Source organism: Anaeromyxobacter sp. (genome assembly GCA_016718565.1).
Lineage (GTDB): Bacteria > Myxococcota > Myxococcia > Myxococcales > Anaeromyxobacteraceae > JADKCZ01.
Map to the genome: position 1 here is coordinate 551,911 of JADKCZ010000005.1, position 13,822 is coordinate 565,732.

Annotated in this window: 12 protein-coding genes and 1 pseudogene; 6 read left to right on the forward strand and 7 right to left on the reverse strand. The window is 75.0% G+C overall.

Going from position 1 to position 13,822, the window contains the following annotated elements:
• Positions 1–242: 242 nt before the first annotated feature.
• A complete protein-coding gene (locus IPO09_14840) occupies positions 243–380 on the reverse strand; it encodes a hypothetical protein (protein ID MBK9518596.1) in 138 nt (45 codons plus the stop codon).
• A gap of 72 nt (positions 381–452) precedes the next feature.
• On the opposite strand from IPO09_14840, the gene IPO09_14845 reads away from it, so the two are divergent.
• On the forward strand, positions 453–938 hold the full coding sequence (locus tag IPO09_14845; protein ID MBK9518597.1) for a hypothetical protein: 486 nt from the start codon (positions 453–455) through the stop codon (positions 936–938).
• Between the two features lie 406 nt (positions 939–1,344).
• Positions 1,345–2,343, forward strand: a complete 999-nt coding sequence (locus IPO09_14850) for a S41 family peptidase (GenBank protein MBK9518598.1) — start codon at positions 1,345–1,347, stop codon at positions 2,341–2,343.
• 89 nt (positions 2,344–2,432) lie between these two features.
• Here IPO09_14850 and IPO09_14855 read toward each other — a convergent pair whose 3' ends face one another.
• Positions 2,433–3,374, reverse strand: coding sequence for an aminoglycoside 3'-phosphotransferase/choline kinase family protein (locus IPO09_14855; protein ID MBK9518599.1), 942 nt, complete (start codon positions 3,372–3,374; stop codon positions 2,433–2,435).
• A gap of 170 nt (positions 3,375–3,544) precedes the next feature.
• Here IPO09_14855 and IPO09_14860 point away from each other — a divergent pair, with 170 nt between their 5' ends.
• Both IPO09_14860 and IPO09_14865 read left to right on the forward strand, forming a co-directional pair.
• The gene (locus IPO09_14860) at positions 3,545–4,117 is read left to right on the forward strand and encodes a hypothetical protein (protein MBK9518600.1); all 573 of its coding nucleotides are present in this window, start codon (positions 3,545–3,547) and stop codon (positions 4,115–4,117) included.
• A 144-nt stretch (positions 4,118–4,261) separates the two neighbouring features.
• Complete coding sequence (locus IPO09_14865) at positions 4,262–5,416, forward strand: porin (protein MBK9518601.1); 1,155 nt, start codon at positions 4,262–4,264, stop codon at positions 5,414–5,416.
• 89 nt (positions 5,417–5,505) lie between these two features.
• Here the strand turns inward: IPO09_14865 and mce are convergent, their stop codons facing one another.
• A complete protein-coding gene (gene mce, locus IPO09_14870) occupies positions 5,506–5,901 on the reverse strand; it encodes a methylmalonyl-CoA epimerase (protein ID MBK9518602.1) in 396 nt (131 codons plus the stop codon).
• A gap of 88 nt (positions 5,902–5,989) precedes the next feature.
• A complete protein-coding gene (locus tag IPO09_14875) occupies positions 5,990–7,510 on the reverse strand; it encodes a lasso peptide biosynthesis protein (GenBank protein MBK9518603.1) in 1,521 nt (506 codons plus the stop codon).
• 59 nt (positions 7,511–7,569) lie between these two features.
• Here IPO09_14875 and IPO09_14880 point away from each other — a divergent pair, with 59 nt between their 5' ends.
• On the forward strand, positions 7,570–8,160 hold the full coding sequence (locus IPO09_14880) for a nucleoside recognition protein (GenBank protein ID MBK9518604.1): 591 nt from the start codon (positions 7,570–7,572) through the stop codon (positions 8,158–8,160).
• 3 nt (positions 8,161–8,163) lie between these two features.
• Positions 8,164–8,703, forward strand: coding sequence for a spore maturation protein (locus tag IPO09_14885; protein ID MBK9518605.1), 540 nt, complete (start codon positions 8,164–8,166; stop codon positions 8,701–8,703).
• 24 nt (positions 8,704–8,727) lie between these two features.
• On the opposite strand, the pseudogene IPO09_14890 reads toward IPO09_14885, so the two are convergent.
• From IPO09_14890 to IPO09_14900, 3 genes and pseudogenes are all read right to left on the reverse strand, one after another.
• Positions 8,728–9,386, reverse strand: a pseudogene (locus IPO09_14890) (hypothetical protein).
• A 132-nt stretch (positions 9,387–9,518) separates the two neighbouring features.
• Complete coding sequence (locus tag IPO09_14895) at positions 9,519–12,641, reverse strand: efflux RND transporter permease subunit (protein ID MBK9518606.1); 3,123 nt, start codon at positions 12,639–12,641, stop codon at positions 9,519–9,521.
• 124 nt (positions 12,642–12,765) lie between these two features.
• Positions 12,766–13,818, reverse strand: coding sequence for an efflux RND transporter periplasmic adaptor subunit (locus tag IPO09_14900; protein ID MBK9518607.1), 1,053 nt, complete (start codon positions 13,816–13,818; stop codon positions 12,766–12,768).
• Positions 13,819–13,822 lie beyond the last annotated feature (4 nt).

Genomic DNA, 13,822 nt, shown 5'->3' on the forward strand with positions numbered 1-13,822 from the left:
GGTCTCCCGGCCCGTGGTGGGCGTCAACCGAGGCGTCAAGCAATGACTAGACGTACTGGTGCGCAGCGTAGAATGAGGTGGCCGATGCTGCAATCAGGGGTTCGCCAGGGCCGGGGCGCTGGCAGCGAACCCCAGCCCCGGAGTTCCGCCGTTCGTCCCGCCGTCCGCGGCACGGACCATGGTGCGGCAGATTCCCCGGTGATTCCGGACCTCCTGACAGAGGGGACGCCCAGCTTCGAGGCTCAGCCGGTCGAGCCGGCCCGGTCGGCGGTGGCCGAGCCCCTGGAGCGGCCGGCCGAGGAGGTGGCGCTGCGGGAGCGGACCAGCGCCGCGGTGGGGGCCTGGCTGGCGAGGCGCGGAGGGCGCCGGGACGCACCCATGGTACGCTCCCGGCGCGTCAGCCGGGTGGCCCTCCGGGCCGCAACCGGGGGGAACGAGAGATGACCACTGCCATGCGGATCCTCGCCGTCGCCGCGCTCCTCGCCGGCTTGCCGGGCTGCGCCGGCGTCATGAGCGACCTCGTCGTGAAGTCGCGCGACGACCTCGCCGAGGCCACCGGCGAGGACGCCGCCACGCTGATCATCACGCCGATGCCGGGCGAGCCGCCGCTCCTCACCGGCGTGACCGAACCGTCAACCTGTCGCGGCACGGTCAACCTGGGTCGCCCCTACGAGCTCACGGCCCAGCGGACCTTCAAGCTGACGCCCGGCAAGGAGTTCGGCTACCTCATCGAGGGGCGGAAGTTCAACGCCTCCTGCTACCTCCTCACCATCTTCACCCCGGCTCCCCGCGCCATCTACCGGGCCGACGTCAAGGTGACGGACACCGGCTGCTCCGGGACCCTCCTCCGCATCGAGGGGGATCTGAAGATCAAGGAGCTCACCCACTACACCAAGACGGTGAAGGGTTGGGAGCGCGGCGAGCTGAACTGCCCGTAGCGCCCGGCGCGCCGGTCCACCTGAAGGCGGGGTGGATGCCCGAGGCCCTGCCCAGAGCGATCGGGGTCCATGCGGGCTGGTCACTCAACCCGCTGTTCACGTCCGGCTGCGGACCTCCTGGCGGGTGATTGGGTCAGGGCAGGGTTCCCGTGAAGACCCGGGCCGTCAGGCTGCCGGAGCAGGCATCGATGGTCTCCGGCGCCACGGCGCACTGGTGCTGGCCGAACAGGCCGATGCTCGCCGGAACGCCCGCCGTGACCGCCACGGTCGTCTCCGCGTGGAAGGGGAGGAAGAAGGACCAGCCGCTCCGACGTGGAGAATGCGCCGCCTGTGCAGGTGCTACCCTTCTTGGCAGCGAGCGAGAGGGGGAGCCATGCGACGCACACCCGGTGGCTGGTGGCGTTGGGTGCCGAGGACACCGCGGCGCTGGGTCGCCGCCCTGCTGGTCGCGGGCACGGTCTCCTGCGGGGGCTCGTCGGGGACGGACGGCAACCCGGCCGACCGGTACCTCGACGAGGTCCTCGACCTCATCGAGTCGAACCACATCCACCGGAGCGAGATCGACTGGGCCGACTACCGGCGGCAGGTGCACGCCTCGGCGGCCGGTGCCACGACCCTGGCCGAGCTCGACCCGGCGCTCCGGCTCGCCGTGGACTTGCTCCACGACCGCCACAGCGCCATCTGCCGAGGCCAGGGCACCTGCCACTACCAGGTGGTGCACGGGCTCGGGGGCTGGGCCGGCTGGTCGGATCCCGGCGCCCTCCCGGCCGGTGTCGCGTACGTCCGTGTCGCGGGGAACTCCGGCTCCCCGCTCTCGACGAGGCAGCTGGCCGACCAGCTGCAGGCCGCCGTTCAGGACCAGGACCGGGATGGACTGGTCGGCTGGATCGTCGACCTGCGGCAGAACGGCGGTGGCAACATGTGGCCGATGCTGGCCGGCATCGGGCCGGTGCTGGGCAGCGGGACGGTCGGCTCCTTCGTCTTCCCGGAGGGGATGACGACCCCGTACCTCGCGCCAGGGACCACCATGACGTGGGCGTACTCCGGCGGCGCGGCGCACTTCGATGGGCGGCCCAAGTTGAGCGTCACGGTCCCGTACACCCTCCGGGCCCCGGCGCCGCGCGTCGCCGTGCTGCTGGACGGTGGCACCGGTTCGGCCGGGGAGGCGATCGCGATCGCCTTCATCGGACGTCCCGACACCCGCAGCTTCGGCGCGGCGACCTTCGGCGTGTCGAGCGCCAACTGGGGCTTCCCGCTCTCGGACGGGGGGACGCTGCAGCTGCTGGTCGGGCTGGATCGGGATCGGAGCGGGACCACCTACGGCGGGTCCGTCGCACCGGACCAGCCCACGGCGGGACCCGCCGAGGCGGTGGCGGCGGCGGTCGCCTGGCTGACCGGCGGGTAGGCGAACCCAGCCCCAGAGTTCAGGAACCCAGCCCTCGCGCGGGTCAGCAGACCCTGTGGGACCGCTCACCCAGGGCATCACGACCCCGCCTACCGCGTGCCCCAGCCGCGGAGGGCGAGCGCGGCGAGCGTCGGGGCCGCGAGCGGTGGCAGGCGCTCGAGGTACCAGCGGAGGTTCGAGTAGCGATGCACGATCGCGTACCCGAGCATGCGCCGCGCGAACGCCTCGTCGAGGTCGTCTTCACGATGGCCGTAGGCGCACAGCAAGGTGCGAAGCAGCCGGCGATCGCCGCAGGAGACGAACACCCCGACGGACGCCAGCTCGTACTCCGGTGCGCCGCACATCGCGGGCTCGAAGTCGAACAGGCCCGACAGCTCCCAGCCGCGCGGGCCCTGGCGCACCAGCAGGTGCTCGCGCATGACCTCGGTGTGCAGGAGCACGCGCTGCGCGGGCACCTCGAGAGGCACGGTCTCGAGAAACGCGGGGAGCTGCGCGAGCCACGCCGCGTCGAGTCCCTTCGCCCGCTGGCGCTCCACGGCGCTGGCGCGTTGCTCGGACACGAACGCGCCCCAGTCGGGCGGCGACAGGGTTGCGAGCAGGGGATGGCGAATCGCGTGCAGTGCGGCGAGCGCCTCGCCGAGCCCGGCGAGCAGGTGCTCGCGGTCGTGCTCGCCGATGCGCGGCCAGGCCGTCGCCAGGCTCTCACCGTGCAGGCGATCCATGAGCACGTAGCCCCAGCCGGTGTGCTCGCCGACCTGTTCGACGCGCGGCGTCGGGATCGGCAGCCTCCCCGTCACCACGGACAGCGCCGACGCCTCGGTCTCCCGCTCGCAGAGGTACGGGGGCGGATACAGCTTGAGCACGTGCGCCTCGCCGATGGCGTAGACCGGCAGCGATCCGTCGGCGAAGCGCACGACCTCCCCGCCGACGTGATGGCGCGCGAGGATCGTGTCGACGCCGGGCCGCAGCAGCGCCTCGTCGCCGCGAATCGCGGCGAACTCCGCCGCGGTGGACGCGGGAGGCAGTTCCATCGACGGGGGTATAGCCCAGGACCCACCCCCAGCGCCCCGCCCCTCACCCCACCATCCCCGGCGCGGTCCCTCCCCGGCCGCGCCCCCCCCCCCGCTCGACCGCGGCCCGCCTCCGGGCCAGAATGCCGCCGGCGCCCTCAGCCGGCGCCCAACCCCGTCGAGGTCACACGATGCCCACCACCCTCCGCCTCCTCTGCGCCCTCCTCCCGCTCGCCGCCGGCGCCGCTCGCGCCGCCGAGCCGGTCGCGCCGCCCGCGGCGACCGCGCCGGCGCCCACCGCCGCGCCGGCCGACGGGCCGATCCTGCCCCTGGCCCCGCTGCTCAACGGCGCCGCCGCCTGGCGCGCCGCCCGCTGGGGCATGACCCCGGACCAGGTGCTGAAGGCCTTCGTGGGCGAGGCGGTCCGCCTCGACCCCGAGGAGAAGCTGGCCGACGGCAAGGTCATCGCGGTGGGCATCGAGCGCCACGACCTCGGCGGCCTCGCCTTCCGGGTCCGCTTCCTCTTCGAGGGGGGCACGCTGGCGCTGGTGAGCCTGCGGACGCCGGCCAGCACCTTCGCCGAGCCGGCCGCCTTCGAGGCGCTGGAGAAGCGGCTCGCCGCCGAGGCCGGCCCGGGCGAGGTGACGCCCAAGGAGTCCTCCTTCGACATGCGCCAGACCCGCTTCAGGTCCGGGCAGACGGCCGTGGACCTCAAGTACCTGCAGGGCACGGTGGTGCTGCTCTACCACCCGACCGGACGGTAGCCGCCCACGCGGGGGAGGAAGCTCCTGCCTGGCGCGGCGCCGACCTCCGGGTGCGGCGCCACTCACTGTGAGTGAGCGCTTCTGCCGCGCCGGTGAGGCGGACGGTGCCTGCTAGGGTCGGGCCTTCTCCACGGGAGACCCGCCATGCTGCTGACCTCGCTCCTCGCCGCCGCCCTCCTCTCGCAGGCCGAGCCGGCTTCACCCTCGGTCACGACCCCGCCGGCCGCGCCCGTCTCCGCCCCCGCGCCGGTCGTCGCCCCCGCGCCGGCCCCGGCGTCCGCGGCCCCCGCCATCGCGCCCAAGCTGACCGTCTTCGGCTTCCTCAACCTGCAGTACTCCGCCACCGACAAGGCGGCGCCCACCGCCAACACCAGCACCTTCGAGAACCGGCGGGCCCGCCTCGGGCTGCGGGGCGAGGTCGCCCCCGGGCTCGGCTACCTGCTCGTCTACGACGGCGCCGACAGCGCCCTCAAGGACGCCTACCTCTCGGCCAGGCCCGGCTTCGGCGTGGAGGTCCGGGCCGGCCAGCTCAAGACCCCCTTCGGCTACGAGCAGTCGGAGGCCGACACCCGGCTCCTCTGGGTCTACAACTCGGCGGTGATCGTCAACCTGGCGCGCGGGCGCGACAGCCGCGATCAGGGGGTACAGGCCGCCTGGAAGGGCACGGTGATGGGCCCGCTCTCCGCCGAGGTGATCGCCGCCGTGGTGAACGGCGCCGGCCCCAACGCCAAGGACGACCTGGTCGAGAAGAACCTGTGGAGCCGGGCCGGCCTCTCCGCGGCGGTGGCGGGCGGCACGGTGCGGCTGGGGATCTCCTACGCCCACGGCCACCAGGTCTCGTCCACCGGCACAGACGGCAAGTTCGGCGTGCAGGGCGCGGTGCTCGACGACACCTACTTCTGGTTCCACACCACCGGCGCCGACCTCACCTGGGACTCGCCCTGGGCCTTCGTGGCGGTGGAGGCCATCCAGTCGCGCCGCCACCAGCGCCGCTTCACCGCGCCCACCGCCTCCACCGTCACCAACCTGGCCGCCTGGGGCTGGTACGCCGGCGCCTACGGCAAGACCCCCTGGCACCTCGGCCCGGTCTTCCGCGCCGAGCTGTACGAGCCCAACGACGCCTCGGCCACGGTGAACGACCGGACCGAGCGCTACACGGTGGGCGCCTACTACGACGTGCTGCCGGTGAGCGCCCGCTTCATCCTGAACTACGAGTTCGACGAGTCGGACCGGGCGGTGCGCGCCGCCGCCAGCGGCGTGGGCAACCGGCTGGTCCTCTTCGCGCAGGTGATGTTCTAGCGGCGCCGACCCCGTTCGTGCCGAGCGGAGCGGCTGCGCAGCAGGCGCGCAGTCGAGACACGGCCCGGGTTCCTGGGGCTCCCCCCGGTCTAGGACTGCTTCAGCTCCACCAGCACCCCGCGGCTGCCCTTGGGGTGCACGAAGGCCACCTTGGATCCGCCGGCGCCCACGCGCGGCACCTTGTCGAGCAGCGGCGCCCCGCCGGCCGCCAGCGCGTCCATGGCCTTCTGGATGTCGGGGACGGCCAGGCAGATGTGGTGCAGCCCCTCGCCCTTCTCCTTCATCCGCTTGGCCATGGGGCTCTCCGGGTCGGTCGGGCAGACCAGCTCCACCCGGCCCAGGCCGTGGCCGAAGATGGCCACCCGCACCTTCTCGGTGGGCACCTCCTCGATCTCGTCGAGGTGGAGGCCGTAGACGTCGCGGTAGAGCTTCACCGCGGCGTCGAGGTCGGAGACGAGGATGGCGACGTGGTCGAGACCGGTCATGGTGGCTCCCTGGGGTGGTGAGGAGGTTGGGGTCGGAGTCGTGTTCGGGGTCGAGTTCGGGGTCAGAGCCTGGGCCGGAGCCCCGCCCTCACTTCTCGTGCTTCACGTCCACCGCGTCCACCTGCAGGGCGCCGAGCAGCCCCACGGTGTCCACCTGCGTGCCGATGCCGAGCGCGAGGTGGGTGGCGTCGGCCACTGGCTGGCCGAAGGTGGGGTCGAGGGCGATCCACTCGCCGCCCGAGAGCAGCTCGGCCCAGGCGTGCCAGTAGAGGGCGTCCTTGCCGTCGGCGTAGCGGGCGTAGACCAGGCCGTGGACCTGCCGGGCCGGGATGCCGAGCGCGCGGGCCAGCGCCACGAAGAGCACGGCGTGCTCGGTGCAGTCGCCCTTGCCGGCGGCCAGGACGTCGCTGGCCCGGTCCTTGGACGCGCCGTAGGCCTTCTCGAGGCGCCGGTTGACGTGCTCGGAGAGCCGCAGCGCGGCGGCGTAGCGGCCCGGCACGTCGCCGGCCAGGTCCCTCGCCAGCTTGGCCACCGCCGGGTGGTCGGCGTCCACCACCGGCGTGGCGGCCACCAGCTCGGGGTCCGGCGACGGGGTGGTGCGCGGGGTGTCCCGCTGCGGGTCCACCGCGGCCGGCAGCCGCGCCCTCACCGTGAGCAGGGTGGTGCCGCCCGGGCCGGGCGCGAAGGTCTGGCGGGCGTCCGGCTTGCGGAACCCGGCCGGCAGGCCGGAGAGCCGGTAGGTCACGGTGGCGGGCACGGTGCGCGGCAGCGGGCCCGGCAGCGGCACGCGCGACAGGGTGAAGAGGTCGATGGCCTCGAGCTTCCTGGCGGTGGCCTCCGGCTCCGGCCGCGCCACGATGGAGCCGCCGATGCGGATCTCCACCACCCGCCCGTCGTCGGCCACGCGGTACTCGGCGGCGATGCGGTCGCCCACCTCGGCCTCGCTCACCACCGACACCTCGGCCTCGACGCCGGCGCCGGCCACCCGCTCGCGCCCCAGGTAGCGCTGCTCCAGCTCGCGGACGCGCAGCTTCTCCAGGTCCAGCTGCGGCCCCAGCACCGTGGCCCGGCGGGCCGCCGCCAGCCGCACCCCCTCGGCCTGGTCGAGCGTCTCCACCACCGCCCCCAGGTCCTGGTCGCGCGCCGCGCCGTCGCTGGACACCCGGGCTGTGCAGCCGGAGGGGGAGCAGCGGCCGGTGACGGTGCGATCCCCGCCGTCCCCCGACCACTCGGCGCGGAAGGCCAGCAGCCGGCCGGCCGGCCGGGCCTCGTAGATGCGCTCCTCCGAGAGGCGCCGCGACACCGTCTTGTCGCCCACGGTGGCCTCCAGCAGGGTCTCGCTGGCGGCCACCACCACCTCGCGGCCGTCGCGCGGCTGGCGCCTGAGCTCCACGCGGGTCCAGCCGGCCTTCTTCCCCATCAGGTAGAGGCCGAACCACTCGGGGCCGGCCGGGCGGCGCAGCGAGAGGGCGTCCACGCCGGCCGGGCCGGGCGTGGCGCTGGGGAGCGCCGGCCCCTGGGGCGGGGCGGCGTGCTGGCCGGCCGGCTCGGGGCAGGCGGCGAGCGGTGCGGCGGCGAGCAGGGCGAGCAGGAGGCGGGCGCGAGCCATCGGCGGTTTGTACCAAAAACTGGCCCCGCCCGCGCCGCGGGCCGAGGATCCAGGGCTCCATGGGCGTCCTCTGGACCGTGCTCCTCCTCGCCAGCGTCGTGGCCGCCGCCCTGAACGGGCGGGTGGCCGACCTGACCGCCGCCGCCACCGAGTCGGCCGGCAAGGCGGTGGCGGTCTCCATCGGCCTGGTGGGGGTGATGACCCTCTGGCTCGGCCTGATGCGGGTGGCCGAGGAGTCCGGGCTGGTGGCCCTGCTGGCCCGGGCCGTCCGGCCGGTGCTGCGCCGCCTCTTCCCCGAGGTGCCGCACGACCACCCGGCCATGGGCTCGATGGTGATGAACGTGGCCGCCAACCTCTTCGGCCTGGGCAACGCCGCCACCCCGTTCGGCGTGCGCGCCATGGTGGAGCTGGAGACCCTGAACCCGCGCCCGGGCACCGCCACCGACGCCCAGGCGCTCTTCTGCGCGCTCAACACCGCCTCGCTGCAGCTGGTGCCGGCCAGCGTCATCGCCCTGCGCGCCGGCGCCGGCTCGCGGGCGCCGGCCGAGATCCTGGGGGCCACCCTGCTGGCCTCGGCCTGCGGCGTGGTGGTGGCGGTGCTGGTGTCGAAGGGGCTGGCGCGGCTGTCGCGGCGCGGCGGGGAGGCCTGACCGGTGCTCAAGGCCGCGCTCGACGCCCTCTCCGCCTGGGCCGTGCCGCTGCTGGTGGCCGGCATCCCGCTCTACGCCCTGACCAGGAAGGTGAAGGTCTACCCGGCCTTCCTGGAGGGGGCCAAGGCCGGCTTCGAGACCGGGGTGAAGATCATCCCGCCGCTGGTGGCGGTCATCGTGGCGCTGGGCATGCTGCGGGCCTCCGGCGCGCTCGACGCGCTGGCCTGGGCGCTGGCGCCGGTGCTCGGCCCCCTGGGCGTGCCGGCCTCGGTGCTGCCGCTGGTGGTCATCCGGCCCATGTCCGGGGGCGGCGCGCTCGGCGTGGTGGGCGACGTCCTGCGCGCCGAGGGGCCCGACTCCTACGCCGGCCGGCTGGTCTCGGTGATGGCCGGCTCCACCGAGACCACCTTCTACGTGCTGGCGGTCTACTTCGGCGCGGCCGGGGTGACCAGGTACCGGCACGCCCTGCCGGCCGCCCTGCTGGCGGACCTGGCCGGCATGGCGGCGGCGGTGGTGGTGGTGCGGCTGCTGTTCGGCATGTGAGCCCGGCGCGGCGGACGGCCCGCCTCAGAGCACCTTCACCGGCGGGTCGACCGTCTCCCGCACCACGCGGTGCCGATCGATCCAGGCGGCCAGCGGCACGAAGAGCCAGAGCCCCAGCCCGGCCCAGCCGATCGCCTCGGCCGAGGGCGGCGGTGGGCCGAGCAGGTTGCCGGCCGAGATGAGCAGCAGCAGCCCGAGGAAGGCGTAGAGCCCGAAGCGCCCCGCGCCGTCCTTCCAGCGGGTGGTCCGGTAGTAGAGGAAGGCCCCGCCGGCGAAGAGCAGGGCCTCCACCGCCACCGTGGCCGGCACCGAGTTCCAGAGCCCCAGCCCCACCAGCGGCCCCCCCGGCCAGAGCGGCAGGTCGGGCCGGTGGGTCAGGGCGTCGAGCAGCCAGTGCGAGGCCACCAGCCCGGCCACCACCCAGGCGCCGGCCAGGTAGCGCCGCCGAAGGCGGCCGCCCAGAGCAGCACCGAGCTGAGGCCGTGGGTGAAGGGGTAGGAGGTGAAGTCGAGCGGGGTGTAGGCGGTGTTGCCCGGATCGATCCGCACCTCCTCCACGCCCGCCAGGATCAGCGCCGGCCAGGCGAGGTCGATGAGCTGCGAGGCCGCGACGAGGGTGCCGAGCGAGGCGCGCGGCGCGACCCGCTTGGCGCCGAGCGCGAGGGCGAAGTGGCCGAGGAACATGCCCCTGGAGCCTGCCCCCGCGGCGGCGGGCCGGCAACGCCCCGCTTCGGGGCCCCGGCCCGCGGGAGGGGCGTGCCGTCGAGGAGCCCCAGGGCCAGCAGGGCCAGGAGGAGGTCGGTCATCGACGCGCCCTCACGCCACCGCCGCGCCGCTGGCCCGCCCCGGGGCCGGCGCCGCCGCGGGCTCGGCCCCGTCGGCCGGCTCGAGGTCGGGCGGCAGGAGCTTGTAGAGCACCGGCGTCACCACGCGCGTCAGCAGGGTCGAGGAGATCAGCCCGCCCAGGATGACCAGCGCCAGCGGCGAGTAGAGGGCCGAGCGCTCCACCACCAGCGGGATGAGCCCGCCCACCGCGGTCAGGGTGGTGAGCAGGATGGGGACGAAGCGCTTCTCGCCGGCCTCCTCGATGGCCTCGTCGAGCGAGCGCCCCTGCTGGCGCAGCAGGTTGGTGAAGTCCACCAGCAGGATGGAGTTCTTCACCTCGATGCCCATGAGGGCCACGAAGCCGATCACGGCGGTGAAGGAGAGCGTGTAGCCGGAGAGGAAGAGCGCCGCCAGGCCGCCCACCACGCCGAGCGGGATCACCGACGCCACGATCAGGGTGGAGCGGAAGGTGCGGAACTCCAGCACCAGGATGGCCAGCACCCCGAGCGCCGCCACCAGGATGGCCGTGCCCAGGCCGCCGAAGCTCTCCTGGCGGCTCTCGAACTCGCCGGCCGGCACGATCCGCACCCCGGCGGGCCAGCGCTCGGCCGCCACCCGGGCCAGCGCGGCGCGGGTGATCCTGTCGGTGTTGAACCCCTCGCGGACGTCGGCGGTCACGGTGGTGCTGCGGATCTTGTCGTGGTGGTAGATGCGGGCGGGCGAGGGCTCGAGCTCGAGCCGCGCCACCCCGGCCAGCGGCACCGGGCCGCCGGCGCCCGGCAGGTAGAGCCGCTCCAGCACCTCCAGCCCGGGGCGGGCGCCCCCCGGCAGGTCGGCGCCGCCCACCCGCGGCACGGTGAGCCGGATGTGACGCGACTGGTCGCTCCCCTCCTCCCGCCAGGAGCCGGCGGTGAGGCCACCCACCGCCAGGCGCACCGCCCGGTCCACGTCCGGCGCGGTCACGCCCACCAGCGCCGCCCGCTCGCGGTCGATGCGGACCCTGAGGTCGCTCTTCCGGTCGCGGGCCGGGTTGCGCACGTAGCGGGTCCCCTCGGTGCCGGCCAGGATCGCCTCGACCGTGGCCGCGGCGGCGGCCAGCGCGGCCGGGTCGTCGGCCAGGACCCGGATGGCCACCGGCGCGTCGAGCGGCGGCCCCTGCTCGAACTCGCGCACCTCGAGGCGCGCCCCGGCGTAGCCGGAGAGCTCGGCCCGCAGCGCCGTGAGCACCCGGGCGGTCCGGGCGGCGTCGCGGGTGTCGAGCTCGGCCAGCACCTCGGCGTAGCCGGCCTTCTCGTTCTGCTGCGCCACGTTGTAGTAGATGCTCGGGTTGCCCTTCCCCACGTTGGTGGTGAAGCGCACCACCTCGGGGTGGCGCGCCAGCGCCGCCTCCACGAAGCGCGCCGCCCGGTCAGCCTCGGCCAGGCTCGCCCCCTCGGGCGCCTCGGCGGTGACGCGGAACTGCGGGATGCCGGCCTTGGGGAAGAGGCTGAAGCCGATGGCGGGCACCAGCGCCAGCGCGCCGGCCAGCAGCAGCGCCGCCAGCCCCAGCGTCACGGCCGGCCGGGCCAGCGCCCGGTGCAGCACCGGCCGGTAGGAGGCCTGGATGGCCTGCTCCAGCCAGCGGAAGGCCAGGTTGCCGTGCGCCCCCTCGGGGCGCAGGACCCGGGAGGCCAGGAAGGGCACCACCGTGAGCGAGACCAGCAGGGAGGCCACGATGGTGAAGACCACCGCCACCGGCAGCGACCGGATGAAGAGGCCGGCCGCCCCCGGCAGGAAGAGCAGCGGCAGGAAGGCGAAGATCAGGGTGGCGGTGCAGCCGAGCACCGAGAGGGTGATCTGCCTGGTGGCCTCCACGGCCGCCTCCCGCGGCGGGCGCCCCTCGCGGATGAAGCGGGTGACGTTCTCCACCACCACCACCGAGTCGTCCACCAGCAGGCCGAGCGCGATGACGAAGCCCACGATGGAGAGCTGGTTGATGGAGAAGCCGGTCAGGTGGAGCAGCGTCAACCCGACCGCCAGCGAGAGCGGGATGGAGACCATCACCACCCCGGCGGCCCTGAGGCCGAGCGGCAGCAGCGTCACCAGCACCAGCAGCACCGCGATGCCGAAGTCCTTGGCGAAGCCGGAGAGCCGGTGCGCCACGTTGGCCACCTGGTCGAAGGAGCCCTCCAGCCGGATCCCCGGCGGCAGCCCGGGGCGGAAGGCGACGAGCTCCCGCTCCAGGCCCGCCCGCACGTCGAAGACGTTCTGCCCCTCCTTCACGCTGGCGGCCACCAGCACCGCCTTCAGCCCGCCCAGCCGGACCAGGTGGGTCGCCTCGCCGTCGGCTTGAGCCACCTCGCCGAGGTCGCGCACCCGCACCACCCGCCCCTCCACGCTGCGCACCACGGTGTCGGCGATCTCCTCCACCGAGGCGTAGTCGCCGCTGGTCTTGACGCTGAGCTGGCGGGCCCCGGCGTCCACCGCGCCGGCCGGCAGCGCCTGGGCCTCGGCGGCGACGGCGGCGTGGACCTCCAGCGGCGAGACCTGCAGCGCGGCCAGCCGCTCCGGATCGAGCGCCACCCGGACCTCCTGCGGCGGCAGCCCCGCCAGCACCACCGTGCCCACCCCGGCCACCGCCTCCAGCCGGGCCTTCAGGTCGCGGGCCACCCGCTCCAGGTCGCGGTAGGGCGTCGAGGGGCCGACCAGCGCCACCTGCAGCACGTTGACCCGGGCCGCGTTGAACTCCTCCACCTCCAGCCGCACCAGCTCGGCCGGGAGTCGGCTCCGCAGCGCGGTGGTCTCGCGGATCACCTCGTCCCGCTTGCGGGCCGGGTCGGTGCCGGCGGTGAACTCGATCTCCACCACCGCCAGGCCGTCGTCGATGGTGGTCTTGAGCTTCTTCACGTCGTCCAGGGCCTTCAGCTCGGCCTCGATGGGGTCGACCACCAGCCGCTCCACGTCGGCCGGGCTGGCCCCCGGCAGCACGGCGATGACCGCGAAGTTGGGGTACGGGAAGGTCGGATCCTCGGCCTTGGGGATGGTGAGGAGCGAGCTCCCCCCCAGCGCCACCAGGGCCAGGAAGACGACCAGGGTGAACTGCCAGCGGCGGACGGCGAATTCGGCGACGTGCATGGGGGGATCCTGGATGGCGGTCATGGTGCCCCTCACCCCGGGCCTCTCCCCGGAGGGGAGCGGGAGATCCGCACTGGCTGCGGTCGGGGTCGGGGCGGGGTCGAGATCGGGCTCGAGGTGGAGGTCAGTCGACCAGGCGGACCGCGCGCCCGTCGGCGAGCCGGGCCGCGCCGTCGGTCACCACCCGGTCGAGCCCCTCCACCCCGCTGGCCAGCACCGCCCGGTCCCCCTGGAGGAAGGCGATGCGCACCGGCACCCGCCGGGCCCGGCCGCCCTCCACGGCGAAGACCGCCCCCTGGGCGCCGTCCCCGTCCACCACCGCGGCCAGCGGCACGGCGCCGGCGGCCGGCACGCGCCGCTCGATCTCCACCTTGGCGGTCAGGCCGGCCAGCAGCGGCGCGCCGGCGGCGGCCGGGGCCAGCCGGACCTCGACCTGGTAGGTGCCGGTCCCCCGGCTGGCGCTGCGGGAGAGCTCGGCCACCGTGCCGGGCAGCCGCTCGCCGGGGCGGGCGTCGAGGATCACGGTGGCCGGGGTCCCGGGCACCAGGCCGAGGGCGTCCCGGTCGCTCAGCGCCGCCCGCACCACGAAGCCGCGCCCCTGGCCGGAGAGGTGGATGACCGGGCGGCCCGGGGCCACCACCTCGCCCGGCTCGGCCAGGCGGCGGTCCACCCAGCCGTCGTCCGGCGCGGTGAGGGTGGCGTGGCGCAGGTTGAACTCCGCCGCGGCCAGGGCGGCCTCCGCGACCGCCTCGGCCGTGCGGGTGTCCTCGGCGGCCGTGCGGGGGGCGGTCTCCGCCGCCACCAGCCCCGCCATGCGGGCCGCGTCGCGCCGCGCCTTGTCGAGCCCCTCGCGGGCCTGCCGCACGCCGGCCGCCACCTCGGTCGGGTCGAGCCGGGCCAGCACCTGCCCCTTCCGCACCGGCTGCCCCTGGTGCACCTCCACCGAGGCCAGCAGCCCCCCCACCTTGAAGCCGAGGTCCCACTCGTCCTTGGTGGCCACCGTGCCGGCCGCGCGGACCGGTTTCTCCACCGGCCCGTGGGCCACCGGGGCGGTCCGGACCGGGACCAGCTCCACGGGCGGGGCCGCCGGGGTGGCGGCCAGGGCGGCCGGGCGGCAGGCCGTGAGCACCAGCGCGGCGGCGAGAAGGGCGGGCGCGGCGGGGACGGGGCGGGACATGGGC

Bases quoted from the DNA above. Each gene is read 5' to 3' on its own strand.
- IPO09_14840 (MBK9518596.1), bottom strand. From the start codon at position 380: ATGGGTGCGTCCCGGCGCCCTCCGCGCCTCGCCAGCCAGGCCCCCACC.
- IPO09_14845 (MBK9518597.1), top strand. From the start codon at position 453: ATGCGGATCCTCGCCGTCGCCGCGCTCCTCGCCGGCTTGCCGGGCTGC.
- IPO09_14855 (MBK9518599.1), bottom strand. From the start codon at position 3,374: ATGGAACTGCCTCCCGCGTCCACCGCGGCGGAGTTCGCCGCGATTCGC.
- IPO09_14860 (MBK9518600.1), top strand. From the start codon at position 3,545: ATGCCCACCACCCTCCGCCTCCTCTGCGCCCTCCTCCCGCTCGCCGCC.
- IPO09_14865 (MBK9518601.1), top strand. From the start codon at position 4,262: ATGCTGCTGACCTCGCTCCTCGCCGCCGCCCTCCTCTCGCAGGCCGAG.
- mce (MBK9518602.1), bottom strand. From the start codon at position 5,901: ATGACCGGTCTCGACCACGTCGCCATCCTCGTCTCCGACCTCGACGCC.
- IPO09_14875 (MBK9518603.1), bottom strand. From the start codon at position 7,510: ATGGCTCGCGCCCGCCTCCTGCTCGCCCTGCTCGCCGCCGCACCGCTC.
- IPO09_14880 (MBK9518604.1), top strand. From the start codon at position 7,570: ATGGGCGTCCTCTGGACCGTGCTCCTCCTCGCCAGCGTCGTGGCCGCC.
- IPO09_14895 (MBK9518606.1), bottom strand. From the start codon at position 12,641: ATGCACGTCGCCGAATTCGCCGTCCGCCGCTGGCAGTTCACCCTGGTC.
- IPO09_14900 (MBK9518607.1), bottom strand. From the start codon at position 13,818: ATGTCCCGCCCCGTCCCCGCCGCGCCCGCCCTTCTCGCCGCCGCGCTG.